Genomic DNA, 26,619 nt, shown 5'->3' on the forward strand with positions numbered 1-26,619 from the left:
ACGCCTTCACGCCTTCACGCCTTCACGCCTTCACGCCTTCACGCCTTCACGCCTTCACGCCTTTTCGCCCTTTCGCCGTTACGGCAAGCCTGGCTACCGCCACCCGCCGACGCGGGTTTCCGCCGATCGTGGGGATCGCTTCTCACGTCGCACGGGGTCCCCGCCGCAACGGCGATCCGTGAACCGGCCACCGTGCCCCACCCCGGCCGCCTGCCAAGGCGCCGAGCCCCGCCGCACAACACCCCACCGCCCGGCGCCCCCCAAAAACCTCGGTGGTGTCCCGGAACCTCGGTGGTGTCCCGGCCGCACGCCCGCACAGGCCCCTAGCTTCGGTACCACCCCGCGCGATCCCAGAGCTACCGCCGGAAGGGCGCCACACGGGCTCCTCTGGCCGTGCTGGCGGTTGGATGCCCTTCTGGGTGTGATGGTGCCTGTCCGGCTTTCCTGGTGCTGTGTGTGCCCTTCTGGTCTGCCGCACGGCACCACGGTGCTCGGGCGGTCTGGGTGGCGCTCGGTGGGTGGGGTTAGGTCTTTTCTAGGTAGGTGGCTTTTTCGTCGGCCAGGAGGCGGGCTATTTCGGCTCGTAGGCCCTCGTGGGAGGTTAGGGCGGGGTCCTTTTCCAGGAAGGCGGCTGCTTCGGCTCGGGCGGTTTCTATGACGTCTTCGTCGCGTAGTAGCTGCAGCATCTTCAGGGATGAGCGCTTGCCCGACTGGGCCGCGCCCAGGACGTCGCCTTCGCGGCGTTGTTCCAGGTCGACGCGGGACAGTTCGAAGCCGTCCAGAGTTGAGGCGACCGCGTCCAGGCGGGCCCTGGCCGGGGTGCCCTCGGGGAATTCGGAGACCAGGAGGCACAGGCCCGGCAGGCCGCCTCTGCCGACCCGGCCGCGGAGCTGGTGGAGCTGGGAGACGCCGAACCGGTCGGCGTCCATGATGATCATGGCGGAGGAGTTGGGCACGTCCACGCCCACTTCGATGACCGTGGTGGCGACCAGGACGTCCACCTCGCCTCGGGTGAAGGCGCGCATGACCGCGTCCTTCTCCTCCGGCGGCAGCTTGCCGTGCAGCACCTCCAGGCGCAGGCCGTGCAGTGGGCCCTCGGCCAGCATCTCGGCGACTTCCAGCACTGCCAGTGGCGGGCGGCGTTCCTCTTCGGACGACGCCACCGATGCCAGGTCGCCCTCGTCGCCCTCCAGGTCGCCGATGCGCGGGCAGACGATATAGGCCTGGCGGCCCAGGCCGACCTCCTCCCGCACGCGCTGCCACGTGCGTTCCAGGAAGTGGGGCTTCTCGGCGGCCGGCACCACGTGGGTGGTGATGGGGGCGCGGCCCGAGGGGAGCTGCGACAGCGTGGAGACCTCCAGGTCGCCGAAGACGGTCATGGCGACCGTGCGCGGGATCGGGGTGGCGGTCATCACCAGGACGTGGGGCCTGCCGCCGCCGGCCTTCTCGCGCAGGGCGTCGCGTTGCTCGACGCCGAAGCGGTGCTGCTCGTCGACGACGACCAGGCCCAGGTCGGCGAACTGCACGTGCTCCTGGAGCAGGGCGTGCGTGCCGACGACGACGCCGGCCGTACCGGAAGCGGCGTCGAGAAGGGCCGCGCGGCGGGCGGCGGCGCCCATGGAGCCCGTGAGCAGGGTCACCGCGGTGCCGCCGAACATGCCGCCGGCGGCGAGGTCGCCGAGCATCGCGGTGATGGAGCGGTGGTGTTGCTGGGCCAGCACTTCGGTGGGGGCGAGCAGGACGGCCTGGCCGCCCGCGTCGACGACCTGGAGCATCGCGCGCAGCGCCACCACCGTCTTGCCCGCGCCGACCTCGCCCTGGAGCAGGCGGTGCATCGGGTGGGGCAGGGCGAGGTCGGCGGCGATCTCCTCGCCGACCGCGGCCTGGCCCTCGGTCAGGGCGAACGGCAGGCGGGCGTCGAAGTCGTCGAGCATGCCGCCGGAGCCGCGCGGACGCGGCTTGGCCGGCCACGCGGTCGCGGCCTGCCTGCGCTGCAGCAGCACGGCCTGGAGCACGAACGCCTCGTCGAACTTCAGCCGGTCGCGCGCCCTGTGCACCTCGCCGAAGTCCTTCGGCCGGTGGATGGCCACCAGCGCGTCGCCGAGGTCGGCCAGGCCGTGGCGGGCGCGCAGGTCGGCGGGCAGCGGGTCGTCGAGCGGGCCGAGCGTGTCGAGCACGATGCCGATCGCGCGCCTGATCGCCCAGGGGGTGAGGTCCTTGCCCGCCGGGTAGATGGGCACCGGCGCGGTGGAGAACTCCTCGGCGCTGGTCTCGCTCTCGTCGAACAGCTCGAACTCGGGGTGCGTCAGCTGCCAGCGCGGAGTGGCGCGGGAGCCGAACGCGCCGACCTTTCCGGCGAACATGCCGCGTCTGCCCGGCTTCAGGCGGGACTCGGCCACGTGGGAGCCCTTGCCGAAGAACGACAGGTAGATCTTCTTGCCGGTGCCGTCGACGACCTCGACCTCCAGCCAGGTGCCGCCGCGGTTGCGCATGGGCTTGCGCATGGCGCGGGTGACCTCGCCGACCACGGTGACGTGCTCGTCGACCTCCAGCATGTCGAGCGAGGTCAGCTCGCCGCGCTCGGCGTAGCGGCGCGGGTAGTGGCGCAGCAGGTCGCCGACCGTCTCCAGGCCGAGCACGCTGTGCAGCAGCTTGGCGGTCTTCGGGTCGAGCGCCTTGGCCAGCGGCTCGTCGAATCGGCTTCTTCTGCCTCCTTCGTCGGAGGAGGAGGAAGCCATGGCGCTGTGTTCGCTCACGGTCATATGTTCTACCGCGTGTGACCGACAGGAATCATTCCACGCCGATGAGCAGCGGGTAGCCGCCCTGGCCGCCCTCGTAGACGACCAGGTCGGCGTCGGGGCGGGTACGGGAGAGGTGGTGCTCGACGTGCGGCGCGAGCCGTACCGGAGCGTCCTTGCCCGTGACGAGGGTCACGAGCTCGCCGCCGCCCGCCAGCATCCGGTCCACGACGAGCGTGGCGACCTCGTCGAGCGCGGCGCCGATGTGCACGACGTCGCCGTCGATCAGGCCGAGCACGTCGCCGGGACGGCAGATGCCCGCGCTGGTCACGGCCTCGCGGTCGGCGACGGTGATGTGGCCGTGGCGGGTGTGTCCAGCGGCGTCGGTCATCGCGACCACGTCGTCGTCGAAGCGGCGCAGCGAGTCGTGGACGGCCAGCGCGGCCAGCCCCTGCACGGTGGCCTTGGTGGGCAGCACGCTGACCGTGACGCCGTCCTCGCGGGCGATCTCCGCGGCGGCGGCGGCCACGTCGCCCACGCTCTCGTCGTTCGGCAGCACGGTGACCTCGCCGCCCGCCTCGCGGATCGCGGCCAGCATCTCGGGCAGGGAGGGGCTGGTGCCGGGCTCGCGGCGTACCACGACGGCCCCGCACTCCTCGAACAGCGCCGCGATCCCGGCACCCGCCGCGACCGCCACCACGCCTCTGCCCACGCCGCCGATGTGCGTGCGCTCGGCCAGGTAGGTCACCCTGATCCGGTACGGGCGTCCCGCCTTCAGCGCCGCCTCGATCGCCGGACCGGCCTCCGCGACGTGCACGTGGACGTTCCACAGCCCGTCACCGCCGACCACGACCAGCGAGTCGCCCATCGCGTCGAGCTCGGCGCGCAGCCCGGCCACCGCCGCGTCCTCGGCGTCGAGCAGGTACATCACCTCGTAGCCCGCGCCCACCTCGGCCATCGGCGTCACGCGCCCGGTCGGGGCGGGCACCTCGAAGCGCCGCGTGTGGGTGCCGGTGATCACCGCCTCCAGCGTCTCCAGGATGATCGCCAGCCCGGCCCCGCCCGCGTCCACCACGCCGCTGCGCGCCAGCACGTCGAGCTGCTCGGGGGTCCGCCTGAGCGCCGCCCGCGCCTGCCCCGCCGCCCGCCTGGCGACCTCTTCGAGGTCACCGTCCAGATCGTGTACGGCTACCGCCACGGCCGACAGCACGCTGAGCACGGTCCCCTCGACGGGCCTGGCCACCGCCTGCCTGGCCAGCTCGGCCGCCCTGACCAGCGCCGTCCGCAGGTCGGAGCCGCCCTTCAGCACCTCGGCCAGCCCGCGCAGCGCCTGGCTGACAATGACGCCCGAGTTGCCGCGGGCGCCGACCATCGCGCCGTAGGAGAGGGTCTGCCAGACCACGGCCCCGTCCACGTCGTCGGGCAGGGACTCGACCGCCTCGGCCGCCGACAGCATGGTCAGGTACAGGTTGGTGCCCGTGTCACCGTCCGCGACGGGGAAGACGTTGAGCGCGTCGATCTCCGCCCTGGCCCGGCCCAGCGAGTCCGCCGCCAGCCGTGACCAACGCCGCACCGCGGGCGGCTCCAAGACCTGCATGTGGGCGATCCGACCTCCCTGAATGCGCTACCGTTAATGGAGGAGAATATCCCCGTTCGCCGGGGCGTCCAGTGCTGAGTTCGCGCCCACTGGTGCGGATCAGATATTCTCGTCTGGCTAGCCGGTTGTCCCGGCATGCCCACCGCCCGGAATGCATCAGCGGACAGGGCTACATCGACTGTTTTAAGGAGCGATACCGTGGCTTCCGTCTGCGATGTCTGCCGCAAGGGGCCGACCTTCGGCAACAACGTGTCCCACTCGCACCGCCGCACCCGTCGTCGTTGGAATCCCAACATTCAGACGGTTCGCGCGGTCATCGGCGGCACGCCGAAGAAGCTGAACGTGTGCACCTCGTGCATCAAGGCGGGCAAGGTCACCCGCTAACACAACTTTTCTCTCAGAAGCCCGGCGCACCCCTAGAGTGCCGGGCTTTTGTGATGTCCATCCTCCGCGTCGGCCGTCAGCCCGTGCGCCATTCCCAGGCGTGGTCGACGGGGCCGATGCCGCCGCCCAGCGGGAAGCCGCGCGCGATGGCGCCGGTCACGTACTCCTTCGCCTTGGCCACCGCGACCGGCATCTCCTCGCCCCGGGCCAGGTGGGAGGCGATGGCTGAGGCCAGCGTGCAGCCGGTGCCGTGGGTGTGGCGGTTGTCGTGGCGTTCGGCGCGGAAGCGGTACTCGGCGCCGCCGTCGGTCAGAAGGTCGACGGGTTCGCCCGGCAGGTGACCGCCCTTGATGAGCGCCCAGGCGGGCCCCAGCTCCAGGATCGCGTCGGCGGCGCGGCGCAGGCCGTCCTCGTCCTCGACCTTCACCGACGTGAGCTGCTCGACCTCCCAGAGGTTGGGCGTGACCACGGTGGCCACCGGCAGCAGCCGCGTCCTGAGCGAGTCCACGGCCTCGGGCACGAGCAGCGTGTCGCCGTGCTTGGACACCCCGACCGGGTCCACCACCAGGGGCGCGTCGTAGGCGCCGAGCACCTCGGCGACCAGCTCGACCAGCGCCGGTGAGGCCAGCATGCCGGTCTTGACGGCCTGTGCCCCGATGTCGCCCAGCACGGAGTCGAGCTGCGCGCGTACGGCCTCCGGCGGCAGCTCCCAGTAACCCTGGACGCCCAGGGAGTTCTGCGCGGTGACCGCGGCGATCACGCTCATGCCGTGCACGCCGTTGGCGAGCATGGTCTTCAGATCGGCCTGGATGCCCGCACCGCCGCCGGAGTCGGATCCGGCGACGGTCAGGACGCGTGGAGGGGTCACAACCGTCATGTCCCCCATCCAACCATTCAGCTGAGCGAGCACTCCCCGCCGACCAGCCCGCAGCTCTCCGGCGCCTTGCCCTTGCCGATGGCGGTGAACGTCACACTCGCCGTCGCCCCGGTCGCCAGCGACTGGGAGACGTCGATGATCAGCAGCTGGCCGTCCTGGGTCCAGGCGGCGCCGTCCACGTCCGTGACCCGGCCGGAGACCGGCAACGACAACGTGAGGCTGCCCATCGTCTCGGAAGAGGCGTTGACCACCTCGACGCTCGCCTTGTAAGCGGTGAGCCCCTGCTTCGTGACGTCGAACTTCACGTTCACCGAACTGCCGCCCGGCGCCTGCCTGACGCCCGAGGACTGCGTGTCCTGCGGGTTCGGCACCCCGGCGTCGGTCGGGAAGGTGCCCGAACTCGGCTCCGCCGTACTGGTCGGCTCGGAGGTCGGCTCCTCGGTCACCGTCGACTGCGGCGTGGGCTCGTCGTCCTCGGTGGGCTGCGTGGTCTGCTTCTGCTTCGTCTTGGTCGGGGTGGGCTTGGGAGTCGGCGTACGGCGGGGCGCACGCGCGCTGTACGTCGGCGTCGGCCGCTTCGACTCCGACGGCGTCGCCTCCTCGGGCTCCTCCGTCAGCTCCTCATCCGGTTCCCCCTCGCCGGGACCCGGATCACTCACCGACGGAACGGGCTGGCCGTTGTTCCCCGACTGCTGAACGGCCGCGCAACTACTCCCCTGCTTGCATTCGCCGGAGGCGCCCATCATCTTGACCCCGGCCACCGTACCGCCGAGCACCACGGCCACGGCCGCCACCGACAACAACGCCACCCGCGCCCGGCCACCGGACGACGGCCCGCCCGGCAGGTCATCACCCCGGGGAGGCGGCTTACGGCGGCCGCGTTTGCTCTTGCCCTGAGGCTCCTCCGGCATGTCGCCCTCGGACGACCAGCCGGAACCCAGGAAGCCGTCATTGCTCTCGGCCCAGGCGGGCATCGGCGAGACGACGGTCGGCGAACCGGCCACCTTTATGTCGCCGGGTTCGGGCGGCATGCCGCCGGTGTCCCAAGGCTGGGCGCCGGTGTGGCGCTCGGCGGTGTCGTCCTGACCCGCGAACGGATCCGACTGCGGCGCCGCGAACGGACCCGACTGGGCCGGTTGCGCCGCGAACGGGTCCGATGACGCCGCTTGAGCCGCGAACGGGTCCGAGGCCGGGCGGCCTTGCCCCGGGAACGGACCAGAGGCGTCCTGACCCGAGAAGGCATCCTGACCCGCGAAGGGAGGTTGGCCCGTGAGGGGAGGCTGGCCCGTGAGGGGAGGTTGGCCCGTGAGGGGAGGTTGGCCCGATTGAGGGGATTGACCCGCGAGGGAAGGTGGGCCAGCGAGAGGAGGCTGAGCCGCGAACGGATCCGACGGGAGGGCCGCCGTTCCTCCGTCGCTCCCGGACTGCTCACCGAAGCGCTGGGTCTCGTCGTGAGGCCGCTCAAAGGCCCCACCACCTACCGACCGATTGAAAGGTCCAGGGGTGGACGGCTGAGGCGGCGGCGCGAAGGCCCCCGTGGTCTCAAACGGCTCAGGGGTACGCCCAGCGGGCCCTTGCCCGGGAGCCGCGCCCTGAAAGCCGTCAAAGGCGTCGGGACGGGTAAAGGCCCCGGTGGTCTCGAAGGGATCCTCCCCAGAGGCCCCAATCACCGGCCCAGCCCCAGGACGCCCTGACGCGGCCCCCATGTCCGCGCCTTCAGGGATGGGGCCTGTGTGAGCGGGTCCGTCCATCGGGCCCGGGCCGGGTCGCCCTGCCATCGGGTCCACGCCTGGGCGACCCGCCATAGGGTCTGCGCCTGGGCGACCCGCCATCGGGTCCATGCTCGGGCGACCCGCCATGGGGTCTGCGCCAGGGCGGCCCATCGTGGGGTCACCCGCAGGGCGGCCGGGCATCGAGGCCTGACCGGGGTGACCTGCCATGGGGTCACCGGTGGGCTGGCCGGGCGCTGGGGCCTGGCCGGGGCGACCCATCGCGGGGTCACCGGCGGGATGGCCGGGCGCTGGGGCCTGACCGGGGCGACCCATCGCGGGGTCGCCAGTGGGGCCGGGCGTTGGGGCCTGGTTGGGGTGGCCCGGTGTGGGGTCACCCTTGGGGTGGCCGGGGCGGGTTCCCGGGTTTGGGGACCATTGGCCCGTGACCTCTAGCTGGTCCGGGGGTGCGGGCCAGCCCGGTTCCTGGTCGTTGATGGCGAAGAAGGAGCTGGTGGCCGAAGGGTCCGGGGCTGCTGACCAGGCGGCGGCTGGATCGGTGGTGGACCTGAGGTCCTCCTCCTGTGAGTCGTCGTCCGGCCTGCTCATCCCCCAATCACTGCCGTCATCGGATCCACCTGTGCCGTGGCGGCCCATGGCTGCCCTTTCTGCCGGTTACAGTGGCCGCCAATCTTCATAACACCTTTACTACGCCTTTGTCACAGCTTTCACGGGAGTCACTAGTCATTCCCTGAAAATTTTACGTAAAACGGGACAAGTCATCCCTTGAAGTGGTCCCAACCACGTGGTCCATCGTCACGCCCCGTAACCGTGACGCCCTCGCCCACCTCGATCCGGCCCACGATTCGCCACTCGGGCGGCAGCCGTACCTCCGGGGGGAACACCGCCACCAGCGCGTGATCCTCACCCCCGGCCAGCACCCAGTCGAGCGGGTCGGCCCCGAGCTCCTTGGCGGCGGCCAGCACCGGCTCATCCACCGCGAACGCGGCCGGATCCAGCACGATCCGCACACCGCTCGCCTTCGCGATGTGGCCCAGGTCCTGCAGGAGGCCGTCGCTGACGTCCATCATCGCGCTCGCCCCGAGCCGCGCCGCCTCAGGCCCGCTCTTGTACGGCGGGCGGGGCCGCCGATGCCCCTCCACAGCCTCCAGCAACAGCCCTTCCTCTCCCGCAGTTCCAGCCCCCACCTCCCCGGCCTCTGGCAAGGCCTCTCCGGGCACAACCGCACGGGAAGCGGTGCCACGCGAACCCGAGCCGGCAGACCAAGCAGCGGAACGCCCCGGGCCCACTACACCGGGGACAGAGGAGTCGGGTTCCGTGGACTCTGAGCCCGGGTCTGTGGAGGTGGAGCCCACGCACCCCGGGGTGGGGGCGGGAGGGGGTGGGGTGGGGAGGTGGCCGGATTCTAGGAGGGCCAGGCCGGCGGCGGCGTGGCCGAGGCGGCCCGCGATGGCGACCACGTGGCCGGGCTTGGCGGCGGAGCGGGTTACCGGGGCTTGGCCGGACAGGGTGCCCAGGGCGGTGACGCCTATGACCACGGTGTCGGATCGGGCCAGGTCGCCGCCGACCACTGACGCGCCTACCAAAGCGCACTCGTCTCGGAAGCCCAACGTCAGCTCGTCTATCCACGAGAGGGGGAGGTCGGCGGGCATGCCGAGGGCGACGACCATGGAGGTGGGGGTGGCGCCCATGGCGGCTATGTCGGCGAGGTTCTGGGCGGCGGCCTTGCGGCCGACGTCGTAGCCGGAGGACCAGTCACGGCGGAAGTGGCGGCCCTCGACCAGGAGGTCGGTGGAGACGACGACCCGGCCGTCGGGCGCGGTGACGACGGCCGCGTCGTCTCCGGGGCCGAGGAGTACGTCAGGCCCCTGAGGCAACTGTCCGGAGATTCGGGATATAACCCTGAACTCACCGAAATTTCCGACTCTAATGGTGCACCTCCTGTGCAAACACGGTATGTGGAGGCCTGCGTCACCTGCCCGCCAGGGTGCCTACGTATGCTGAAACACACACAGGACACGCCGGGTCACGCAGGTGCGAACCCGGGCGACCGGCCACACTCCCGCACACCGGCCGGGAAAGGGTACGGTGGCCCTTCGGCGCTGATCCAATTCGCCCTGGAGGACGTCATGGTGCAGGCCTACATCCTTATTCAGACCGAAGTGGGCAAGGCCGCGACCGTGGCCCGCGAGATCGCCGGCATCCCCGGCGTCACGCAGGCCGAGGACGTGACCGGCCCCTACGACGTGATCGTGCGCGCGGAAGCCCGCAACGTCGATGAGCTCGGCAAACTGGTCGTGGCCCAGATTCAGGCGGTGGAGGGCATCACACGTACTCTTACGTGCCCGATCGTTCACATCTAGAGCAAGAGAGCTTTTCCCTCATGCGCGCCGCCGTCGTCCTCCTCGTCCTGCTAGCCGTCGCCGGATGCGGCGGTGCCGTACAGGTGGAACCGCCCGCGCCGCAGGGTGCGGCGGCCACGGCGTGCGCGAAGCTCGGCCCGCTGCTGCCCCAGACGTTGGGCGGCGCGCAGCGCACGACCTCCAGCCCCGAGTCCCCCTACGTCGCCGTCTGGGGCGAGGGCGAGATCGCGGTGCGCTGCGGCGTCGGGCGGCCGGTCAGGATGGCGCCGACGGATCAGTTGCAGGAGATCGACGGGGTCGGCTGGTTCGCCGACCCGGACCGGAGCACGTTGTTCACCGCGATCACCGACGTGGCCTATGTCGAGACCACGATCGCGGCCGGGCACGTCGCCCCGGAGATCCTCGCGCGGCTGTCCGGGGCGATCGGCCAGGTCACCTCAGCGAAGACCGGGTGAACGGCGCAGCGCCAGCTGCACCAGCCGGTCCACCAGCGCCGGGTAGTCGAGCCCCGAGGCCGCCCAGAGCTGCGGCGCCACCGACAGCGAGGTGAAGCCGGGCATCGTGTTGATCTCGTTGAAGATCAGCTTGCCCTCGGCCGTGTAGAAGAAGTCGACCCGCGCGAGACCCTCGCACTCCAGCGTCTCGAAGGCGCGCACCGCCATGGCGCGAAGCTCCTCGGCGACCTCGGCGGGGATGTCGGCGGGCACGGTCAGCGACATCTGGTCGGGGTAGTACTTGGCCTCGAAGTCGAAGAACGCCTGCCCGCCCTGAACCTGCACCTCACCGGGCCGCGAGGCGGCGGGAGGATCGTCGCCCAGCGACTCCAGCACCGCGCACTCGATCTCGCGGCCGACGATCGCCGCCTCGATGAGCACCTTGGGGTCGTGCGCGCGGGCGGCCTCGACGGAGGCCTCCAGCGAGGCGCGGTCGTGCGCCTTGGAGATGCCCTGGGAGGAGCCGGCGCGGGCCGGCTTGACGAACACCGGCCAGCCGAGCTCCTCGGCCTCCTTGAGCACCCGGTCGCGGTCGAGGCGCCAGTCGCGGTCGCGCACGACCACGTAGCGGCCGACGGGCAGCCCGGCGGCGGCCATGACCGTCTTCATGTACGCCTTGTCCATGCCGACCGCGCTGGCCAGCACACCGGAGCCGACATAGCGGACCCCGGCCATCTCCAGGAGCCCCTGGATGGTGCCGTCCTCGGCGAACGGGCCGTGCATCACCGGGAAGACCACGTCGACGGAGCCCAGCTCCACGGGGATGCTGCCGGGGTCGTAGGCCACCAGCGAACCGCCGTCGGCGGGCAGGGCCAGCGCGGCCCCCGAGGTGTCGACCACGGGCAGCTCGCCCGCCTCGATGGCGAAGCGCTGGCTGCCTGTGGCGAGCACCCACCTGCCGTCCTGGGCGATCCCGATCGGGATCACTTCGTACTTGGTCCTGTCGATCGCGTCCAGAACACTGCCCGCCCCCATGAGGGAGACGGCGTGCTCGGAATTACGACCTCCGAATACGACGGCGACGCGTGGCTTGCTCATGGTGTCCGAATCTACCGGAGACAGCCGCTCAGACGCCGTAACGCTCGGGTTTGGGCGAGCGCGACATCAGCAACATCCCCGCTTCCCTGGGCGACATGCCGTCGTGCACGACACCCACGACGACCTCGGTGATCGGCATTTCGACGTCGTGCTTGCGGGCCAGCTCCAGCACCGACTCGCAGGACTTGACGCCCTCGGCGGTCTGGCGCGTCGCGGCGATCACCTCTTCCAGGGTCATGCCGCGGCCCAGGTTCTCGCCGAACGTGCGGTTGCGCGACAGCGGCGAGGTGCAGGTGGCCACCAGGTCGCCCATGCCGGCCAGGCCGGAGAAGGTGTGGGGGTCGGCGCCGAGCGCCGCGCCGAGCCGGGAGATTTCGGCCAGCCCACGGGTGATCATCATGGCGGCCACGTTGTCGCCCATGCCCATGCCCACGGCGACGCCGACGGCCAGCGCGATCACGTTCTTGACCGCGCCGCCCAGCTCCACGCCGACGACGTCGAGATTGGTATACGGGCGGAACCACGGCGGCAGGTGGCAGACGTCCTGCAGCCGCTTGGCCACGGCCTCGTCGGTGCAGGCCACGACGGTCGCGGCGGGCTGGCGCTGGGCGATCTCCTTGGCCAGGTTGGGCCCGGAGATCACCGCCACGCGTTCCTCGGGCACGCCGGCGACCTCGCGGATCACCTCGCTCATCCGCTTGGTGGTGCCGAGCTCGATGCCCTTCATCAGGCTGACCAGCACCGCGCCGTCGGGGATGTGCTCGCGCCAGGTGTCCAGGTTCCCGCGCAGTGTCTGCGACGGTACGGCCAGCACCACGAAGTCGGCCCCGTCCAGCGCCTCGGCCGCCGAGTCGGTGGCACGCAGCGAACCGGGCAGGGTGATGCCGGGCAGATAGTCGGGGTTCTCCCCGGTCGAGTTGATCGCCGAGACGAGCTCGGGCCTGCGCCCCCACAGCACCGTCTCGTTGCCCGCCTCGGCCAGGATCATGGCGAACGTGGTCCCCCACGATCCGGTGCCGAACACAGCGGTCTTGGTCATGCGTTCACCGCCCGGCGGGGTCGAAGGGAGTTTCCGGAGCCTTCTCGCCGCGCAGCTCGGCCAGCTGAACGGTGATCGCCGCCATGATGTCGGCGGTGGCCTCGCGCAGCACGTCGGCGTGCGCGGGCCGGCCCGTGTACTTGGACAGGTCGACCGGCGGCCCCACCGAGACCCGGAAGGTCTTGCGCGGGAACAGCTTTGGCCGCTTCTCCCCATAAGGCAGCAGTTCCTGGGCCCCCCAGTGCGCCACCGGGATGACCTGGGCGCCGCTCTCCAGGGCCAGCCGCGCCGCGCCGGTCTTGCCGGCCATCGGCCACAGGCCGGGATCGCGGGTGACGGTGCCCTCCGGGTAGAAGAGCACGACCGCGCCGTCCCGCAGCCGCTCCGCCGAGTAGCTGAGCGACTTGGCCGCGTCGCTGCTCCCCCGCTGAACGGGGATGGCCAGCAGCCCGCGCACGGCGGCCCCGAGCCCCGGCACCTTGAACAGCCCCGCCTTGGCCAGGATGACCGGCCAGCGGCCGTTGTTGTAGAGGAAGTGCGCGAGCAGCACCGGGTCGGCCCAGGACAGGTGGTTGGTGGCGATGATCATGCCGCCGGTGCGCGGGATGCGCTCGCCGTGCCGCCAGTCCTTCTTGACCAGGAGCCACGACAGCGGCTTCACGATCACCACCGCGAGGGTTTCCCAGAAGCGCGATGGTCGCACGGGGCGGCTCATGGTCTCCTCCAACAGGTACGGAATGCGTCTCAAGTCTCCCGGTTGGCCGCGCGGGATGTCGAGGCACGAGACTTAAGCCTATGAGCATCCGCTGGTCACTGGTCATCCCGGTGAAGACGCTGGTCGCGGCGAAGACCCGGCTGGCCGCCGCCACGGGTCCCCACCGCACCCGGCTCGCCGTCGCGGTCGCCTGCGACACCGTCTCCGCGGCGCTCTCCTGCCCGCTCGTGGCGCGGGTAGTCGTGGTGACGGCCGATCCCGCCGCGGCCGGTCCGCTCGGCGCCCTCGGCGCCGAGGTGGTGCACGACCCCGACCGCGGCCTCAACACCGCCCTGCGCACGGGCGCCGCCCATGCCGTACGGCTGGCGCCGCACGAACCCGTGGGCGCCCTCCAGGCCGACCTGCCCACGCTGCGACCGCAGGAACTGGCCGCGGTGCTGACGGCGGCGGCCGACCACGACCAGTCGTTCGTGCCCGACGCCCTCGACGTCGGCACCACCTTCTACGGCGTACGGCCCGGCGTCCCGTTCACCCCGCGCTTCGGCGGCGAGTCACGGGCCAAGCACCTGGCCGGTGGCGCCAAGGAGCTGGAGCTGACGGGCATCGACTCGGTCCGCCGCGACGTGGACACCCCGGACGACCTGCGCGCGGCCATCCTGCTCGGACTGGGCCGCCACACCGCCGCCGTGGTGCGTTTGATGAAGCCCGCTTTCTGAGGTTACGGCGAGCCGCCCCACCCCCACCCGCCGTCGTGCGCGGGCGCAGATCGTGGGGATCGCTTCTCACGTCGGACGTGGTCCCCACCGCAACGGCCCACCTCGACCGGCCAAGTGGTCCAAACCCCCGAAACCGGCCAGCTTCGGGCGCGTAGCCCGGAGAGAGGTGAGGGTCAGGGGGTTGGGGCTAGGTCCAGGCGGCGGATCGAGCGGGCCAGGACCGCGGGCAGGTTCGCGACGGCGACCAGCAGCACGCCGGTCACGAACACCACGCGCCCGCCGCCCCACTCCCCCAGCGCCCCGCCGAGCAGCCCGCCGATCGGCACCGCGCTCCACATGAGGAAGCGCATGCTGGCGTTGACCCGGCCGAGCAGGTGCTCGGGTGTGGTGCGCTGGCGGTAGCTGACCTGGGTGATGTTGAACACCACGCCGGCCGCCCCGGCCAGCAGGTTGAACACGGGGAACAACACCAGCCACCATCCACCGGCGACCAGCGTCATGGGCAGGTAGAGGACCGTGACCATGCCCGCCGCCCCGGCCATCGTGCGTCCGACACCGAAGCGGGCGGTGATCCGGGTGGAGAAGGCCGCTCCGGCCAGCCCGCCGACGGCGGCCACGGACAGCATCAGGCCGTAGAGCCCGGCGCCGACGCCCAGCTCCTTGATCAGGTAGAGCGGCTGGCCGACGGCCCAGATGCCGTTGCCGAGCTGTACCAGCGCGCCGAGCAGGGCGACGACGCGCAGGACCGGCTCGGCGACCACGTACCTGATGCCTTCGGCCATCTCCCGCCGCAGCCGCCGCCCCGGCTGTTTGGGGGCGGGCGTCTCCCGGACGCGTACGCGCGACAGCAGTACCCCTGAGGCGAGATAGCTGACGGCGTCGGCCAGCAGCGCGAACGGCGCGGTCAGCCACTGCACGAGCAGGCCGCCGAGACCGGGCCCGGCCAGCATGGAGACCCTGCTGGTGGCCTCCAGGACGCTGTTGCCGCGTTCGAGCCCGTCCTTGCCAACGACGGCGGGCAGGAAGCTCATGTGCGCGACGTCGAAGAAGACCGTGCAGAAGCCGATGACCAGCGCGACCAGGTAGAGCTGGACCAGCGAGAGCACCCCGAGCCACGCGGCGACCGGGACGCTCAGCAGCGCGAAGCCGCGGATCAGGTCGGTCCACACCAGGATGGGACGGCGGCGCAGCCGGTCCACCCAGACCCCGGCGGGCAGCCCGACCAGCAGGAAGGCGATCATCTGCGCGGCGGTGAGCAGGCCGAGCTGGAACGACCCGGCGTCCAGAGTGAGCACCGCGGCCAGCGGGAGGGCGACGAACGTGACCTGCGTGCCGGCCTGCGTCACGGCGTTCGCCACCGCGAATCGCGAAAAGTCGGCATTCCCCCGAAGACGCATGGGGCTCGATCTTCCAGGGCTCGCCCACCCGGGTCAAACGATTTACGCTGGTCGCGTGCAGGCGACAGTGCGTACCTACGACCCGGCCACCCGTTCGGGGACGGTCTTCCTCGACGACGGCACGGTCCTCGACTTCCCGACCCGCGCCTTCGACGCGGGACCGCTTCTGCTGCTGCGCTCCGGCCAGCGGGTGAACCTGGCCGTGGCCGACGGCGAGGTCACGTTCATCACGCTCTCGACTTTCCCGATGCCCTGAAACGCGAGGGCCCGGACCCCGCTCAGTAGCGGGATCCGGGCCATCACGCAGAAGTGACTACTTCTTCTTCGACGCCTTCTTGCCGCCGGCGTTCACCAGCTCCTTGAAGTCGGAGCCGGGACGGAACTTAGGCGCCCAGCTCTCGGCCACCTTGATCTCCGCACCGGTCGACGGGTTCCTGGCCGTGCGCGCAGGCTTGTGAACCATCTCGAACGCGCCGAAGCCCGTGATCGAGACCTTGTCTCCGCTCGCCACAGCCTTCTGGACGGCGTCGATAATCGCGTTCACGGCCTCGGTGGCCGTCTTCTTGTCGCCCACCCGGTCAGCGATGGCGTCGACGAGTTCCCGCTTGTTCATCTATCCCCCTGTTACGGCTCGGGGTTCCAGCACACTCGCCTCACGTAGAAACCCCTTACGCGCTCGAAATTAAGGGGCTTTCCGGGGGAACTCAATCACCGGGCGTGTTTTCTTGACCGCGTGGCGTGTCGTCGAGCCCCTCGATGAAGGCCTCAAGACGGCTGGCGGCGCGCTCGGGATCGCGCTTGGCCAGGTCGCAGATCGCCAGATATCTGCGGGCGACACGCTCTTTCTCGTCGGCGGGGAGCAGGCGGACGCGGCGGTGCGCCTCGCGCAACCGCCGCGCCAGTTCGTCGTCTTCCAGGTCGTCGTCTAGACGGTCGTCGGCAGCCATGGCTGCCGACCATTCTCGTACGTGGCGATGTCGTCGGCGTGACGCAGGGTCAGCCCGATGTCGTCCAGGCCCTCCAGCAGCCGCCAGCGCGTGTAGTCGTCGATCTCGAAACTCCACGCGTCCTGACCGAGTCGCACCTCGCGTTCCGTCAGGTCGACGGTGATCTGGGTGGTCGGGTCGGCCTCGACCGCCGCCTGCAGTTCCTCGACGATTTTGGCGTCCAGGATGACGGGGAGCAGGCCCATCTTGGTGGAGTTGTTGCGGAAGATGTCGCCGAAGCGGGCGGCGATCACCACGCGGAAGCCGTACTGCTGAATGGCCCAGACGGCGTGCTCGCGCGAGGAGCCCGTGCCGAAGTCGGGACCGGCCAGCAGGATGGTGGCGCCGTCGTAGACGGGGTTGTTCAGGACGAAGGAGGGGTCCTCGCGCCAGGCGGAGAACAGGCCCTTCTCGAAGCCGGTGCGGCTGACCTGCTTGAGCCAGACGGCCGGGATGATCTGGTCGGTGTCGACGTTGCTGCGGCGCAGCGGCACCGCCGTACCGGTGTGGGTGGTGAAGGCGTCCATGTGCGTGGTCCTCTGCGGTCAGGCCGTGACGGCCAGGTCGGCGGGCGCGGTCAGGCGGCCGGTTACGGCGGTGGCGGCGGCGACCTGCGGCGACACCAGATGGGTGCGGCCACCCTTGCCCTGACGGCCCTCGAAGTTGCGGTTGGAGGTCGAGGCGCTGCGCTCGCCCGGCTGGAGCGTGTCGGGGTTCATGCCCAGGCACATCGAGCAGCCGGCCTGCCGCCACTCGGCTCCGGCGGCCTCGAAGACCTTGTCCAGGCCCTCCTTCTCCGCCTCCAGCTTGACCAGCATCGAACCGGGCACGATCAGCGTGCGCGTCTTCACCTGCCGGCCGCGCAGGATCTCGGCGGCGGCGCGCAGGTCCTCGATGCGGCCGTTGGTGCACGAGCCGACGAAGACGGTGTCGACCTCGATCTCGCTCAGCGGCGTGCCGGCGGTCAGGCCCATGTACTCCAGCGCCCGCTCGGCCGCCGCCCGCTCGGTCGCGTCCGCCATCTCCGCAGGATCCGGTACGGCCGCGCCCAGCGGCAGCCCCTGCCCGGGATTGGTGCCCCAGGTGACGAACGGCGTGAGCACCGAGGCGTCGATCTCCACGACCTTGTCGAACACCGCGTCGTCGTCGGTCTTCAGCGTCTTCCAGTATTCGACCGCGGTGTCCCAGTCCGCACCGGTGGGCGCGTGTTTACGGCCCTTGAGGTAGGCGAACGTGGTCTCGTCCGGAGCGATCATGCCGGCGCGCGCGCCGGCCTCGATCGACATGTTGCAGACGGTCATCCGGCCCTCCATCGAGAGCTTGCGGACGGCCTCGCCCCGGTACTCCACGATGTAGCCCTGGCCGCCGCCGGTGCCGATCTTGGCGATGATGGCCAGGATCAGGTCCTTGGCCGTGACGCCCACGGGCAGCTCGCCGGAGACCTCGATCGCCATCGTCTTGGGCCGGTAGGCGGGCAGCGTCTGGGTGGCCAGCACGTGCTCGACCTCGGAGGTGCCGATGCCGAAGGCGATGCCGCCGAACGCGCCGTGGGTGGAGGTGTGAGAATCGCCACACACGATCGTCATGCCCGGCTGGGTCAGGCCGAACTGCGGGCCGATGATGTGCACCACGCCCTGCCCGGCGTCGCCCATCGGGTGCAGCCGGACGCCGAACTCGGCGGCGTTCTTGCGCAGGGTCTCGACCTGCGTCTTGGACACCGGGTCGCTGATGGGGCCCAGCACGGTCGGCACGTTGTGGTCTTCGGTGGCGATGGTGAGATCGGGGCGGCGCACCTTGCGTCCGGCCATGCGGAGGCCGTCGAACGCCTGCGGGCTGGTCACCTCGTGGATGAGGTGAAGGTCGATGAAGAGCAGGTCGGGTTCGCCTTCCGCGCGCCGTACGACGTGTTGCTCCCAGACCTTCTCCGCCAGTGTGCGGCCCATTGATCTCCTCCTTGAGACTCCGCGCCGACTTGCTTTCTCAGATGTCGAGACGGCAGTATCGGTCTATGGACAACTCTAGCGGAGTCGGCGTACTGGACAAGGCCGTTCTCGTGCTCAATGCCCTGGAGGCCGGACCGGCCTCGCTCGCGCAGCTGGTTCAGGCCACCGGTCTGGCCCGGCCGACAGCACACCGCCTGGCCGTCGCGCTGGAGCACCACCGCATCGTGACGCGCGACACCCAGGGCAGATTCGTCCTCGGACCGCGTTTGTCGGAGTTGTCCACGGCGGCCGGCGAGGACCGGCTGCTCGCCGTCGCGGCGCCGGTGCTGACCCAGTTGCGCGATTTGACCGGCGAGAGCGCGCAGCTCTACCGGCGCCAGGGTGACGAGCGCGTGTGCGTGGCCGCCGCCGAGCGGGCCAGCGGACTGCGCGACACCGTGCCCGTCGGGTCGGCGCTGCCGATGACCGCCGGATCCGCCGCACAGATTTTGCTCGCCTGGGAGGAGCCCGACCGGTTGCACAGAGGGCTGCGCGGGGCCAAGTTCACCGCCGCCACTCTGGCCAGTGTGCGCCGGCGCGGATGGGCCCACAGCGTGGGCGAACGGGAGCAGGGTGTGGCCAGCGTCTCGGCCCCCATCAGGGGCAGCGGCGGCAAGGTGATCGCCGCCGTCTCCGTCTCCGGACCGATCGAACGCCTCACCCGCGCGCCCGGCCGGCTGCACGCGGTGCCGGTGATGGCGGCGGCCGAGCGGATCACCGAGTCGATGCGCCGTTCCTCCTGAGGTGCCATGATCAGCTAAACCGTGTATTTGGGGAGCCGAGCGCGTCCCGGGCGCACTAGCCTGAGTGGGTGACAGATCGCATCGAGGTAGCCGCCACTGAGCTGCGACCCCTGCTCGAAGAGTTCATCGTCTGGGCGCGCACCAACGCCCCCGACAGCTCCCCCGAACTGGTGGGACCCGCCGCTCTTTGGCACCGCATCACCTTCTCCTCCAACGTCGGCACCTGGACGCGTGCCAACGTGCGGGGGGTCATGCTCGAACAGATGCCCAAGGTGGTGGACGACCCCGATGCCGCCGCCGACGGCATGGTCCCGGCGCTCGACGCCTACCTCACGTTCCTGTCGAAGTCCGGCCGCCTGAGCGAGCGCTCCGACGCGCTGGCCGACCTCCTCGGCGAACTCGCCGACGTCGAGGAGGACTTCATCGATCTGATGGAGGACCTCATCGGCGACGAGGAGGGCGACGAAGACGCGGACGAGGACGACGAGGAGGAAGGCGGCGATCTCGGGGACTTCGAGCCGTTCGCCGACCGCCTCGCCGAGCTCGACACGATCCGGCTCAGCCCCGACTCCGAGCTGGCCGAGGCGGTGCGGGCCGTACCTCTGATCGCCAAGGCCCGTGACCTGTCGGTCTGGGTCGGCACCGGGCGCCGGGTCGGCGACGAGTCGCTGCTGTCCGACGACGAGGTGGTCGAGGCCCTCGACGTGGTCGGGCTGCCGAAGCCGCAGGCCGGCGAGGACGTCCCGCAGCTGTGGAACATCTGGAACCTCGCGGTCGACCTGGAGTTCATCGAGCCGGCCGGCGACGACACCGTCAGCGTCGACGACGACACCGCGAGCTGGCCCTTCGACGACGACGAGGACGTCCTCGACGCGTGGATGCTGGGCCTGCACTCGGTCGACTACGGCGACCCGGAGCTCGACGACGACGATCTCACCATGGCCCTGGCCGGTCTCACCCGCGGCCTGCTGATCCGGCTGCTGCTGGCCGGCGGCGCCCGTGAGCTCGACGGCCTCAGGCGCGAGCTGGAGGAGGCCGCCACCGAGATCGACGAGCTCGGCTCCGAGGCCTGGGCGGCGGCCGCCGCCCACTACGGCGGCGACCCGCTCGCCCCCGTGCTCGACTGGCTGGTCGGCTACGGCATGGTGGCCGTCTCCGGCGAGGTCAAGCTGACCCCGCTCGGCGTGGAAGGCGTCGTGCACCTGGCCGACGACGCCGACATCGAGGTGGACGCGCGACCCGCCATCGAGTCCATGAGCGCGCTCGACCTGCTCACGCTGAGCGCCGAGCTGCCCGAGGAGGAGGCCGACGCCGAGTTCGCCGCGTGGATGGAGCTGCGCGAGCCGGCCCGTGCCGCCGAGGAGCTCCTGGAGGCCGCGGCGCAGGACGACAACGACGCCCTGGTCCGCGTACAGGCCGCCAGCGTGGTCGGCACGCTCGGCGAGGCCGCCGTACCGGCCTGGCAGGAGGCGCTCAACCACCCGGCGCTGCGCCCCTACGCCGCCACGCACCTCACCCAGCTTGAGGTCCCGGACTCCCCCGAGCCCACCCAGGACGATACCCACTGGCTCATCCTGGACATGTGGACCATCTCCGCGGGTCTGGGCCGCGCCGAGTTCGTGAGCAGCCTGCAGGACGTCGGGCCCGAGCTCCTGAACAACCTCCTGGAGGTCAGCTGGAAGATCCCCCACGCGCACGTGGAGGAGCTTCTCGACCTGATCTCCCAGGTCCACCCGGACAAGCAGGTCGCCAAGGCGGCCAAGCGCGCCCTGTTCAAGGCCCGCTCCACCGCCTGACCCGGGCCGCCCTCCGCCCCGGAAGACTTCAGCGGGCGGAGGGCGGTTTCAGGCTCACGCGGGCGACCGCGGGCAGCTCGTCCGTCTCCAGGGCCTGGCGCATGTGCGGGATCGCCACGCCGGCCAGGTGATCCTTGATCTCGTCGATCGGGGCGCGCTCGTCGGCGACCAGGCGCAGCCGTACCTCTGGATGGCGGGGTGAGCCCGCCAGGTCGGCGCTGGCGCTGAGCACGGCGGGGCTCGCGGCGGCCTCCGCCGCGACGGCCTCGGTCACGCCGCTCGCGGAGATCTCCGTGACGCCGTCGGGTCCGCTGTCGAGGCGCAGCGACGACAACCTCGACCGCCTCCCCTGTACGGCCAGCCACCGCAACCCCAGCACGACCAGCACGATCCCGCCAAGGGCCACCAGCCACCAGGCCCACGAGAACGCGAAGAACTCCCTGACCGGCCCGTTCACCAGCGGCTCGGCGGCGGGCGCCCAGTTCTGCGGCATCAGCGCGAGACTCCTGGCCACCGCCGCGCCCCCGAGCACGATCAGCAGCAGCCCGACCAGGGCGAGGCCGAGACGGTTGCCCCGGCGGGTGGTGCGGTTCACGGTCGCTCCTTCAGCCGGACGGACACCTTGTAGGGCTGGACCGGCGCGAGCCCGGCCATTCTCGCCAGCACGGCCTCGCGGACCTGCTCGCCGGTGGCGGCGTCGTTCCATCCGCTGGTGGTGGCCGTGACCGCGACGGTGCGCCCGCGCAGCGCCGCGACGGCCGAGCGCACGCCGGGCACCTCCCCCGCGGCGTGGGCCAGCGTGTCGGAGAAGCTCTGCGGCCGGACCCCGATGACGAGCTGCGGGTCGCTGGTGTGCAGCGGGACCATCCTCGGCCGCCCTGGCACGAACGCCAGCACCAGCAGCGCCAGCCCGATCAGCGTCACCACGATGCCGCCGATCAGCACGGCCGGGCTCTGCCACAGCGTGGTGGAACCCCACTCCAGCAGGTTCCGGACCGGCAGCCAGCCGAGCGGGCGGCCGAAGAGCCCGGAGATCACCTCGGCGGCCACGACCGCGCCCAGCGCGACCAGCAGCGCCGCCACGATCACCGCCGGAACCGTGCGCTGGGGCCGGAACTCCTTGAGCGCCTCCCGGTCCCCCGGCGCGGCGCTCACCGGGCCGCCCCCTCGTCCTCCGTCGTCAGGTGCGTGACGATGACGTCGATCTCGCTCGCGCGCAGCCCGGTCATCTGGGCCAGCTCGCCGGTCAGCTCCTCGCGGATGCGGCGGGCGGTCGAGCGCAGCGGCGCCGGGTAGCCGACGGTGATGAAGAGCCGGACCCTGACCTGGTCGCCGTCCACCCGGGCTGCCGTGGTGCGCGTCCACGGCAGCCCGTCGTGCTCGGCGACCGCGAGGACCCCGGGCAGCGTCCCGGCCAGCTCGCAGGTGATGCGGGTGGCCGCCCGGTCGGTGACCGTGGTGCGCCCGCGCGACTCCGCCGGCACCCGCTGGGCGGGCAGCAGCACGTCGGCGGGCGTCTCCGTCGCGACCGCGGTGGTCTCGGTTGTCTCTGTGGTCTCAGCGGCGGTCATTTGCGTCTCACGGTGAGATGGGCGACGTTCACCTCGCCGCCCTCGGCGAGGCGGCCGACGAGGAAGCCGAGCGCGCCGAGCAGCAGCACCAGCAGGAACGCGCCGATGCCGCCGAAGGCCCCGGCGAGGCCGAGCACCATGCCCACGGCCATGCCGATGATGGACAGCGGGTGGTTCGTCATGAGGTCTCCTCCAGGTCGTCGATGCGGATGTTGACCGGGCGCCCGCCCGCCAGGCCCGCCACGGCGCGGCGGACCTTCGCGGCGAGCTGGGGCAGCGGGTGACCCTCGCGGGCGACGATCGAGATCTCGACGCCGCTGTCACGCACGGCCACCCCGACCAGGCGCTCACCCGGCAGATAGGTGGACACGGTCCCGAACGGGCCGCCGGACAGGCCGGCCACCCCCGGGACGCCGCGTGCCTTCTCGGCGATCGCCCGCGCGTCGGTCATTGGACCCGGGGCTCCTTCTTGGGCGTCTCCTCGGACCTCTGGCCCGGCACGTGCACGTCGTCGACCTTGATGTTGACCTCGGTGACCTCCAGGCCGCACATGCGCTCGACCGCCGAGACGACGTTCTTGCGCACCGCCCCGGCCAGGTCGGGGATGGCGGTGCCGTACTCGACGACGAGGTCCAGGTCGACGGCGGCCTGGCGTTCGCCGACCTCGACGGAGACCCCCTGCGTGACGCTCTTGTCCGCGCCGACGATGCCCCGCACCGTGCCCATGGCGCGCGCGGCGCCGGCGCCCATGTCGAACACGCCGCTGACCTCGCGGGCGGCGAGCCCGGCTATCTTGGCCACGACCGCGTCGTCGATGGTCGTGGTGCCATTCTCACTGTCGAGCGCGCCGCTGGCGGTGCCGTTCTGGGTCCGTGCCCGCGGTACGGCCGGCGTCTCCTTGACCGTGGCTTCCGACACGATCGTCACCCCCGAGAATTGAAGTATCACAGCATGTAGTGACTGCTAAGCAGCCTAATTTCCGACATACCGGGAAAAATGCGTCATGAGCAGGATTTATTGACAAGTCCTGACTTGCGCTGGATGAGCCACGGACCAACGTGGGCCGAGCCCCGGCACGTCGGCGATAGCCTTGTCTGGTGCGTATAGCGAGGTTCTCCACAGGCGAAGGCGTCTCGTTCGGCGTGGTCGAGGGCGGCCCTGGCGAGGAGGTCGTCTCCGCGGTCGCCGGGCACCCCTTCAACCAGGTGCAGTTCACCGGCGAGCGGTTCCCGCTGGCCCAGGTGAAGCTGCTGTCACCGATGCTGCCCAGCAAGGTGATCGCCATCGGCCGCAACTACGCCGAGCACGCCGCCGAGCTGGGCAACGAGGTCCCGGACGAACCGCTCATCTTCCTCAAGCCGTCGACCTCGGTCATCGGCCACGGCGAGCCCATCGCCTACCCGACGTCGCTGTCCGACCGCGTCGACTACGAGGGCGAGCTGGCCGTGGTCATCGGCCGCCTGTGCCGCGAGGTCCCCGTCGAGCGGGTCAAGGACGTCATCTTCGGCTATACCTGCGCCAACGACGTCACCGCCCGCGACCTGCAGAAGAAGGACGTGCAGTTCACCCGGGCCAAAGGCTTCGACACCTTCTGCCCGCTGGGGCCGTGGATCCAGACCGACCTCGACCCGAGCGACCTCGCGCTGACCACGACCGTCAACGGCGAGGTGCGCCAGAGCGGCCGCACCAACCAGCTCATCAACGACATCCCCGCGCTGGTGGCCTACGTCAGCGCCGTCATGACGCTGATCCCCGGCGACGTGATCCTGACCGGCACCCCTGCGGGCGTGGGCCCGCTGGAGGTCGGCGACGAGGTCAGCGTCGGCATCGAGGGCATCGGCACACTCACGAACAAGGTGGTTTCCCGTGACTGACCTGCGGGTGCGCTTCGCGCCCTCACCGACCGGCATGTTCCACGTGGGCGGCGCCCGCACCGCGCTGTTCAACTGGGCGCTGGCCGAGCAGTCGGGCGGCCAGTTCGTGCTGCGCATCGAGGACACCGACGCCTCGCGCAACAAGCCGGAGTGGACCGAGGGCATCATCTCCGCGCTCGACTGGATCGGCGTCAACGGCACCAACCCGGCCTTCGAGGGCCCCTACTTCCAGTCCGCCTTCGAGCCGCAGCACCGCGAGGCCGTGGCCAAGCTCCTCGCCGACGGCCGCGCCTATTACTGCGACTGCACCCGTGAAGACCTGGTGGCCCGCACCGGCTCCGAGCACAAGGGCTACGACGGCCACTGCCGCGAGCGCGGCCTGACCGCGGGCGCGACCCGTTTCCGCACCCCCGACGAGGGCGTCACGGTGGTGGACGACGTCATCCGGGGCCGCGTGGAGTTCCCCAACGACGCGCAGGAGGACTTCGTCATCGCCCGCACCGACGGCTCGCCGCTCTACGTGCTGGCCAACGCGGTCGACGACATCACCCAGGACATCACTCACGTCATCCGCGGCGAGGAGCACCTGGGCAACGCGGCCAAGCAGGTCATGCTCTGGCCCGCGCTGGGCAAGCGGCCGCCGGTCTGGGCGCACCTGCCGGTGATCGTCAACGAGCAGCGCAAGAAGCTGTCCAAGCGCCGCGACAAGGTGGCCCTGGAGTCCTACCGCGAGGAGGGCTACCTGGCCGAGGCGATGGTCAACTACCTCATGCTGCTGGGCTGGGGTCCGGGCGACGACCGCGAGATCATGCCGTGGTCGGAGATGATGCCGCTGTTCAAGCTGGACAACGTCAACTCCGCCAGCGCCTTCTTCGACGAGAAGAAGCTGCGCGCCTTCAACGGCGAGTACATCCGCGCGCTGCCGCTGGAGACCTTCGAGGAGCGCTGCGCCGCCTACCTCGACCCGAGCTGGGACCGCGAGACGTTCAGCAAGGTCGCCCCGCTGGCCCAGACCCGCATCGCCGTGCTGTCGGAGATCCGGCAGAACGTCGACTTCCTCTTCCTGCCCGAGCCCGCCTTCGACGAGGCCTCCTGGGACAAGGCGATGAAGAACTCCCCCGTGGAGATCCTCACCGGCTACCTGGAGCGCCTCACGGACGTGAGCTGGGACCCCGAGTCGCTCAAGGTCGCGCTGGAGGAGGTCGGCGCCATGCACGGGCTGAAGCTCGGCAAGGCGCAGGCGCCGGTCCGGGTGGCTGTCACGGGCCGGACCGTGGGCCTGCCGCTGTTCGAGTCGATCGAGGTCCTCGGCCGCGAGCGCTCCCAGGACCGCCTGCGCGCCGCCCTGGCAAAGCTCCAGGCGTGAGTACGGCGCCGCCGAGGCTCACCAGAGCCCCGGCGGCCATCGACAGCCACACCCCGGTGACGCCGAGCCACGAGCTCAGCGTGTAGGCGAGGGGCAGCTGCACCGCGAAGCCCGCCAGCGTGGCGGCCAGCAGGCGGCCGCCCCGCCCGTCGGCCTGCAGAACTCCGCCGGCGGCGATCAGCCCGCCGAACGGCACCAGGTAGAGCGTCATCCAGCGCAGAAACTCCACCGCGGGCCCCGGATCGGCGGTGAACCATCCGGCGACCGGCGCGGCCACCAGGTTGAGCACCGCCGCCACGGCCACGCCTGCGCCCAGCCCGAGCAGCAGCGGCCGCCCGGCCGGCTCGGATCGGGCCGTCCTGATCATCGTGGCCTGGCGCAGCGCGTAGAAGACCATGACGCCGGCCAGCATGATCTTCGAGCCGATGCCGTAGCCGGCCTGCGCGGCCACTCCGAACCTGGCGACCACGTCCACCAGGACCATGCCGGCCAGGGCGCGGGCCAGGAAGTCGCCTGACATGGGCAGCCCGGTGCGCACGATCTCCCACGCGGGGGCGCGGCCCGGGGCGTCGGCCGGCGCCTGCCGTACCAGCGAGAGCAGGGCGAGGCAGACGGTGGCCAGGCGGGCCAGGACGGTGGCCAGCGCGGCGCCCTGGACGCCCATGCCGAGGCCGTAGATGAACAGCGGGTCGAGGACGATGACCAGGGCGTTGCAGATCAGCGCGTTGCGCATCGGGGTCCGGGTGTTGCCCTTGCCCTTGAGCACGCCGTCCACCAGGCACTGGGCGAAGAAGACGGGCAGGCCGGCCAGGGAGATCAGGTAGTAGCCGGAGGTCAGCGCGGCGGTGGGGGCGTCGGCGGCGAGGAGGGCGGCCAGGGGTTCGCGCAGCAATACACCGGGGACGGCCACGGCCAGGCTGAACGCGGCCCAGAGCAGCCAGCCGGTCCTGACCAGGGGCGCGAGCGGCGCGCGGCCGTCGCGGCGGCCGACGAGCACGGTGAGGCCGGTCTGGACGGCCAGGAACAGCCCGAGCGCCAGGTACTCGGTGGTCGTGGCCACGGTGACCGCAGCGACCGCGCTCTCGCCCAGGCCGGAGACCCAGAGCAGGTCGATCACGCTCACCGCGACGACCGCGGTGAGCAGCTCCACGTAGATGGGGAACGCCAGCCTGACCATAGTAATGCCTCGATTCGTTATAGCTCGCTTAGAGGT

General features: G+C 71.0%; 29 protein-coding genes. 9 read left to right on the forward strand and 20 right to left on the reverse strand.

Features of this window, described 5'->3' with window-relative positions:
* Positions 1-524 precede the first annotated feature (524 nt).
* Positions 525-2,738, reverse strand: a complete 2,214-nt coding sequence (gene recG / locus HNR40_RS11415) for an ATP-dependent DNA helicase RecG (RefSeq protein ID WP_184960543.1) — start codon at positions 2,736-2,738, stop codon at positions 525-527.
* Positions 2,739-2,790: 52 nt separating this feature from the next.
* Positions 2,791-4,335, reverse strand: a complete 1,545-nt coding sequence (locus HNR40_RS11420) for a fatty acid kinase ATP-binding subunit FakA (RefSeq protein WP_184960392.1) — start codon at positions 4,333-4,335, stop codon at positions 2,791-2,793.
* A gap of 198 nt (positions 4,336-4,533) precedes the next feature.
* Between HNR40_RS11420 and rpmB the strand changes: the two genes are divergently transcribed.
* Entirely contained in the window at positions 4,534-4,719 is a 186-nt protein-coding gene (gene rpmB / locus HNR40_RS11425) for a 50S ribosomal protein L28 (protein WP_049556934.1), read from the forward strand.
* A gap of 76 nt (positions 4,720-4,795) precedes the next feature.
* Here rpmB and thiD read toward each other — a convergent pair whose 3' ends face one another.
* The 3 genes from thiD to HNR40_RS11440 all read right to left on the reverse strand — a co-directional run bounded on the left by thiD (position 4,796) and on the right by HNR40_RS11440 (position 9,203).
* Positions 4,796-5,605 (reverse strand): bifunctional hydroxymethylpyrimidine kinase/phosphomethylpyrimidine kinase, encoded by an 810-nt coding sequence (gene thiD, locus HNR40_RS11430; protein ID WP_184960393.1) that lies wholly within the window; start codon positions 5,603-5,605, stop codon positions 4,796-4,798.
* Between the two features lie 8 nt (positions 5,606-5,613).
* Positions 5,614-6,627 carry a cellulose binding domain-containing protein gene (locus HNR40_RS11435; RefSeq protein WP_184960394.1) on the reverse strand — a complete coding sequence of 338 codons (1,014 nt, stop codon included), beginning with the start codon at positions 6,625-6,627 and terminating at the stop codon, positions 5,614-5,616.
* A gap of 1,457 nt (positions 6,628-8,084) precedes the next feature.
* Positions 8,085-9,203 carry a thiamine-phosphate kinase gene (locus HNR40_RS11440; protein WP_246508807.1) on the reverse strand — a complete coding sequence of 373 codons (1,119 nt, stop codon included), beginning with the start codon at positions 9,201-9,203 and terminating at the stop codon, positions 8,085-8,087.
* Positions 9,204-9,455: 252 nt separating this feature from the next.
* On the opposite strand from HNR40_RS11440, the gene HNR40_RS11445 reads away from it, so the two are divergent.
* Together HNR40_RS11445 and HNR40_RS11450 are read left to right on the forward strand one after the other, a co-directional pair.
* Entirely contained in the window at positions 9,456-9,689 is a 234-nt protein-coding gene (locus tag HNR40_RS11445) for an Lrp/AsnC family transcriptional regulator (protein WP_184960545.1), read from the forward strand.
* Positions 9,690-9,709: 20 nt separating this feature from the next.
* The gene (locus HNR40_RS11450) at positions 9,710-10,144 is read left to right on the forward strand and encodes a DUF3515 domain-containing protein (protein ID WP_184960395.1); all 435 of its coding nucleotides are present in this window, start codon (positions 9,710-9,712) and stop codon (positions 10,142-10,144) included.
* Here HNR40_RS11450 and HNR40_RS11455 read toward each other — a convergent pair.
* The 3 genes from HNR40_RS11455 to HNR40_RS11465 are packed head-to-tail and all read right to left on the reverse strand — an operon-like array spanning position 10,127 to position 12,975.
* Positions 10,127-11,221 carry a D-alanine--D-alanine ligase family protein gene (locus HNR40_RS11455; RefSeq protein WP_184960396.1) on the reverse strand — a complete coding sequence of 365 codons (1,095 nt, stop codon included), beginning with the start codon at positions 11,219-11,221 and terminating at the stop codon, positions 10,127-10,129. The genes HNR40_RS11450 and HNR40_RS11455 overlap by 18 nt on opposite strands.
* Positions 11,222-11,249: 28 nt before the next feature.
* A complete protein-coding gene (locus HNR40_RS11460; protein ID WP_184960397.1) occupies positions 11,250-12,260 on the reverse strand; it encodes an NAD(P)H-dependent glycerol-3-phosphate dehydrogenase in 1,011 nt (336 codons plus the stop codon).
* Positions 12,261-12,264: 4 nt separating this feature from the next.
* Positions 12,265-12,975 (reverse strand): lysophospholipid acyltransferase family protein, encoded by a 711-nt coding sequence (locus tag HNR40_RS11465; RefSeq protein WP_184960398.1) that lies wholly within the window; start codon positions 12,973-12,975, stop codon positions 12,265-12,267.
* Between the two features lie 80 nt (positions 12,976-13,055).
* On the opposite strand from HNR40_RS11465, the gene cofC reads away from it, so the two are divergent.
* Positions 13,056-13,691, forward strand: a complete 636-nt coding sequence (cofC, locus tag HNR40_RS11470; protein WP_184960399.1) for a 2-phospho-L-lactate guanylyltransferase — start codon at positions 13,056-13,058, stop codon at positions 13,689-13,691.
* A 173-nt stretch (positions 13,692-13,864) separates the two neighbouring features.
* Here cofC and HNR40_RS11475 read toward each other — a convergent pair whose 3' ends face one another.
* Positions 13,865-15,088, reverse strand: coding sequence for an MFS transporter (locus tag HNR40_RS11475; RefSeq protein ID WP_246508808.1), 1,224 nt, complete (start codon positions 15,086-15,088; stop codon positions 13,865-13,867).
* Positions 15,089-15,143: 55 nt separating this feature from the next.
* Here HNR40_RS11475 and HNR40_RS11480 point away from each other — a divergent pair, with 55 nt between their 5' ends.
* Positions 15,144-15,344, forward strand: a complete 201-nt coding sequence (locus HNR40_RS11480; protein ID WP_184960401.1) for a hypothetical protein — start codon at positions 15,144-15,146, stop codon at positions 15,342-15,344.
* 57 nt (positions 15,345-15,401) lie between these two features.
* On the opposite strand, the gene HNR40_RS11485 is transcribed toward HNR40_RS11480, so the two are convergent.
* The 4 genes from HNR40_RS11485 to leuC all read right to left on the reverse strand — a co-directional run bounded on the left by HNR40_RS11485 (position 15,402) and on the right by leuC (position 18,017).
* Positions 15,402-15,701 (reverse strand): HU family DNA-binding protein, encoded by a 300-nt coding sequence (locus tag HNR40_RS11485; protein ID WP_157250888.1) that lies wholly within the window; start codon positions 15,699-15,701, stop codon positions 15,402-15,404.
* Positions 15,702-15,792: 91 nt separating this feature from the next.
* Positions 15,793-16,035 carry an SCO5555 family protein gene (locus tag HNR40_RS11490; RefSeq protein WP_184960402.1) on the reverse strand — a complete coding sequence of 81 codons (243 nt, stop codon included), beginning with the start codon at positions 16,033-16,035 and terminating at the stop codon, positions 15,793-15,795.
* The gene (gene leuD, locus HNR40_RS11495) at positions 16,014-16,601 is read right to left on the reverse strand and encodes a 3-isopropylmalate dehydratase small subunit (protein WP_184960403.1); all 588 of its coding nucleotides are present in this window, start codon (positions 16,599-16,601) and stop codon (positions 16,014-16,016) included. Before leuD ends, HNR40_RS11490 begins: the two co-directional genes overlap by 22 nt.
* A gap of 18 nt (positions 16,602-16,619) precedes the next feature.
* The gene (gene leuC, locus HNR40_RS11500; RefSeq protein ID WP_184960404.1) at positions 16,620-18,017 is read right to left on the reverse strand and encodes a 3-isopropylmalate dehydratase large subunit; all 1,398 of its coding nucleotides are present in this window, start codon (positions 18,015-18,017) and stop codon (positions 16,620-16,622) included.
* 65 nt (positions 18,018-18,082) lie between these two features.
* On the opposite strand from leuC, the gene HNR40_RS11505 reads away from it, so the two are divergent.
* Entirely contained in the window at positions 18,083-18,799 is a 717-nt protein-coding gene (locus HNR40_RS11505; RefSeq protein WP_157250884.1) for an IclR family transcriptional regulator, read from the forward strand.
* A 68-nt stretch (positions 18,800-18,867) separates the two neighbouring features.
* A complete protein-coding gene (locus HNR40_RS11510; protein ID WP_184960405.1) occupies positions 18,868-20,595 on the forward strand; it encodes a hypothetical protein in 1,728 nt (575 codons plus the stop codon).
* Positions 20,596-20,623: 28 nt separating this feature from the next.
* Here HNR40_RS11510 and HNR40_RS11515 read toward each other — a convergent pair whose 3' ends face one another.
* The 6 genes from HNR40_RS11515 to HNR40_RS11540 are packed head-to-tail and all read right to left on the reverse strand — an operon-like array spanning position 20,624 to position 23,084.
* Positions 20,624-21,190: a hypothetical protein gene (locus HNR40_RS11515; RefSeq protein WP_184960406.1), complete on the reverse strand. Its 567-nt coding sequence runs from the start codon at positions 21,188-21,190 to the stop codon at positions 20,624-20,626.
* Positions 21,187-21,750, reverse strand: coding sequence for a DUF6286 domain-containing protein (locus HNR40_RS57150; RefSeq protein ID WP_184960407.1), 564 nt, complete (start codon positions 21,748-21,750; stop codon positions 21,187-21,189). Before HNR40_RS57150 ends, HNR40_RS11515 begins: the two co-directional genes overlap by 4 nt.
* Positions 21,747-22,166: an Asp23/Gls24 family envelope stress response protein gene (locus tag HNR40_RS11525; RefSeq protein ID WP_184960408.1), complete on the reverse strand. Its 420-nt coding sequence runs from the start codon at positions 22,164-22,166 to the stop codon at positions 21,747-21,749. Before HNR40_RS11525 ends, HNR40_RS57150 begins: the two co-directional genes overlap by 4 nt.
* On the reverse strand, positions 22,163-22,348 hold the full coding sequence (locus HNR40_RS11530; protein ID WP_184960409.1) for a DUF2273 domain-containing protein: 186 nt from the start codon (positions 22,346-22,348) through the stop codon (positions 22,163-22,165). The genes HNR40_RS11525 and HNR40_RS11530 overlap by 4 nt, the downstream gene beginning before the upstream one ends.
* Positions 22,345-22,617 carry an Asp23/Gls24 family envelope stress response protein gene (locus HNR40_RS11535; protein ID WP_184960410.1) on the reverse strand — a complete coding sequence of 91 codons (273 nt, stop codon included), beginning with the start codon at positions 22,615-22,617 and terminating at the stop codon, positions 22,345-22,347. Before HNR40_RS11535 ends, HNR40_RS11530 begins: the two co-directional genes overlap by 4 nt.
* Complete coding sequence (locus tag HNR40_RS11540) at positions 22,614-23,084, reverse strand: Asp23/Gls24 family envelope stress response protein (protein WP_184960546.1); 471 nt, start codon at positions 23,082-23,084, stop codon at positions 22,614-22,616. The genes HNR40_RS11535 and HNR40_RS11540 overlap by 4 nt, the downstream gene beginning before the upstream one ends.
* A gap of 179 nt (positions 23,085-23,263) precedes the next feature.
* Here HNR40_RS11540 and HNR40_RS11545 point away from each other — a divergent pair, with 179 nt between their 5' ends.
* Entirely contained in the window at positions 23,264-24,040 is a 777-nt protein-coding gene (locus tag HNR40_RS11545; protein WP_184960411.1) for a fumarylacetoacetate hydrolase family protein, read from the forward strand.
* Positions 24,033-25,406 carry a glutamate--tRNA ligase gene (gene gltX, locus HNR40_RS11550; protein WP_184960412.1) on the forward strand — a complete coding sequence of 458 codons (1,374 nt, stop codon included), beginning with the start codon at positions 24,033-24,035 and terminating at the stop codon, positions 25,404-25,406. Before HNR40_RS11545 ends, gltX begins: the two co-directional genes overlap by 8 nt.
* On the opposite strand, the gene HNR40_RS11555 is transcribed toward gltX, so the two are convergent.
* Positions 25,300-26,583 (reverse strand): MATE family efflux transporter, encoded by a 1,284-nt coding sequence (locus HNR40_RS11555; RefSeq protein WP_184960413.1) that lies wholly within the window; start codon positions 26,581-26,583, stop codon positions 25,300-25,302. The two genes, gltX and HNR40_RS11555, sit on opposite strands and share 107 nt — an antisense overlap.
* Between the last annotated feature and the right edge of the window lie 36 nt (positions 26,584-26,619).

Source organism: Nonomuraea endophytica (assembly GCF_014203235.1).
GTDB lineage: Bacteria > Actinomycetota > Actinomycetes > Streptosporangiales > Streptosporangiaceae > Nonomuraea > Nonomuraea endophytica.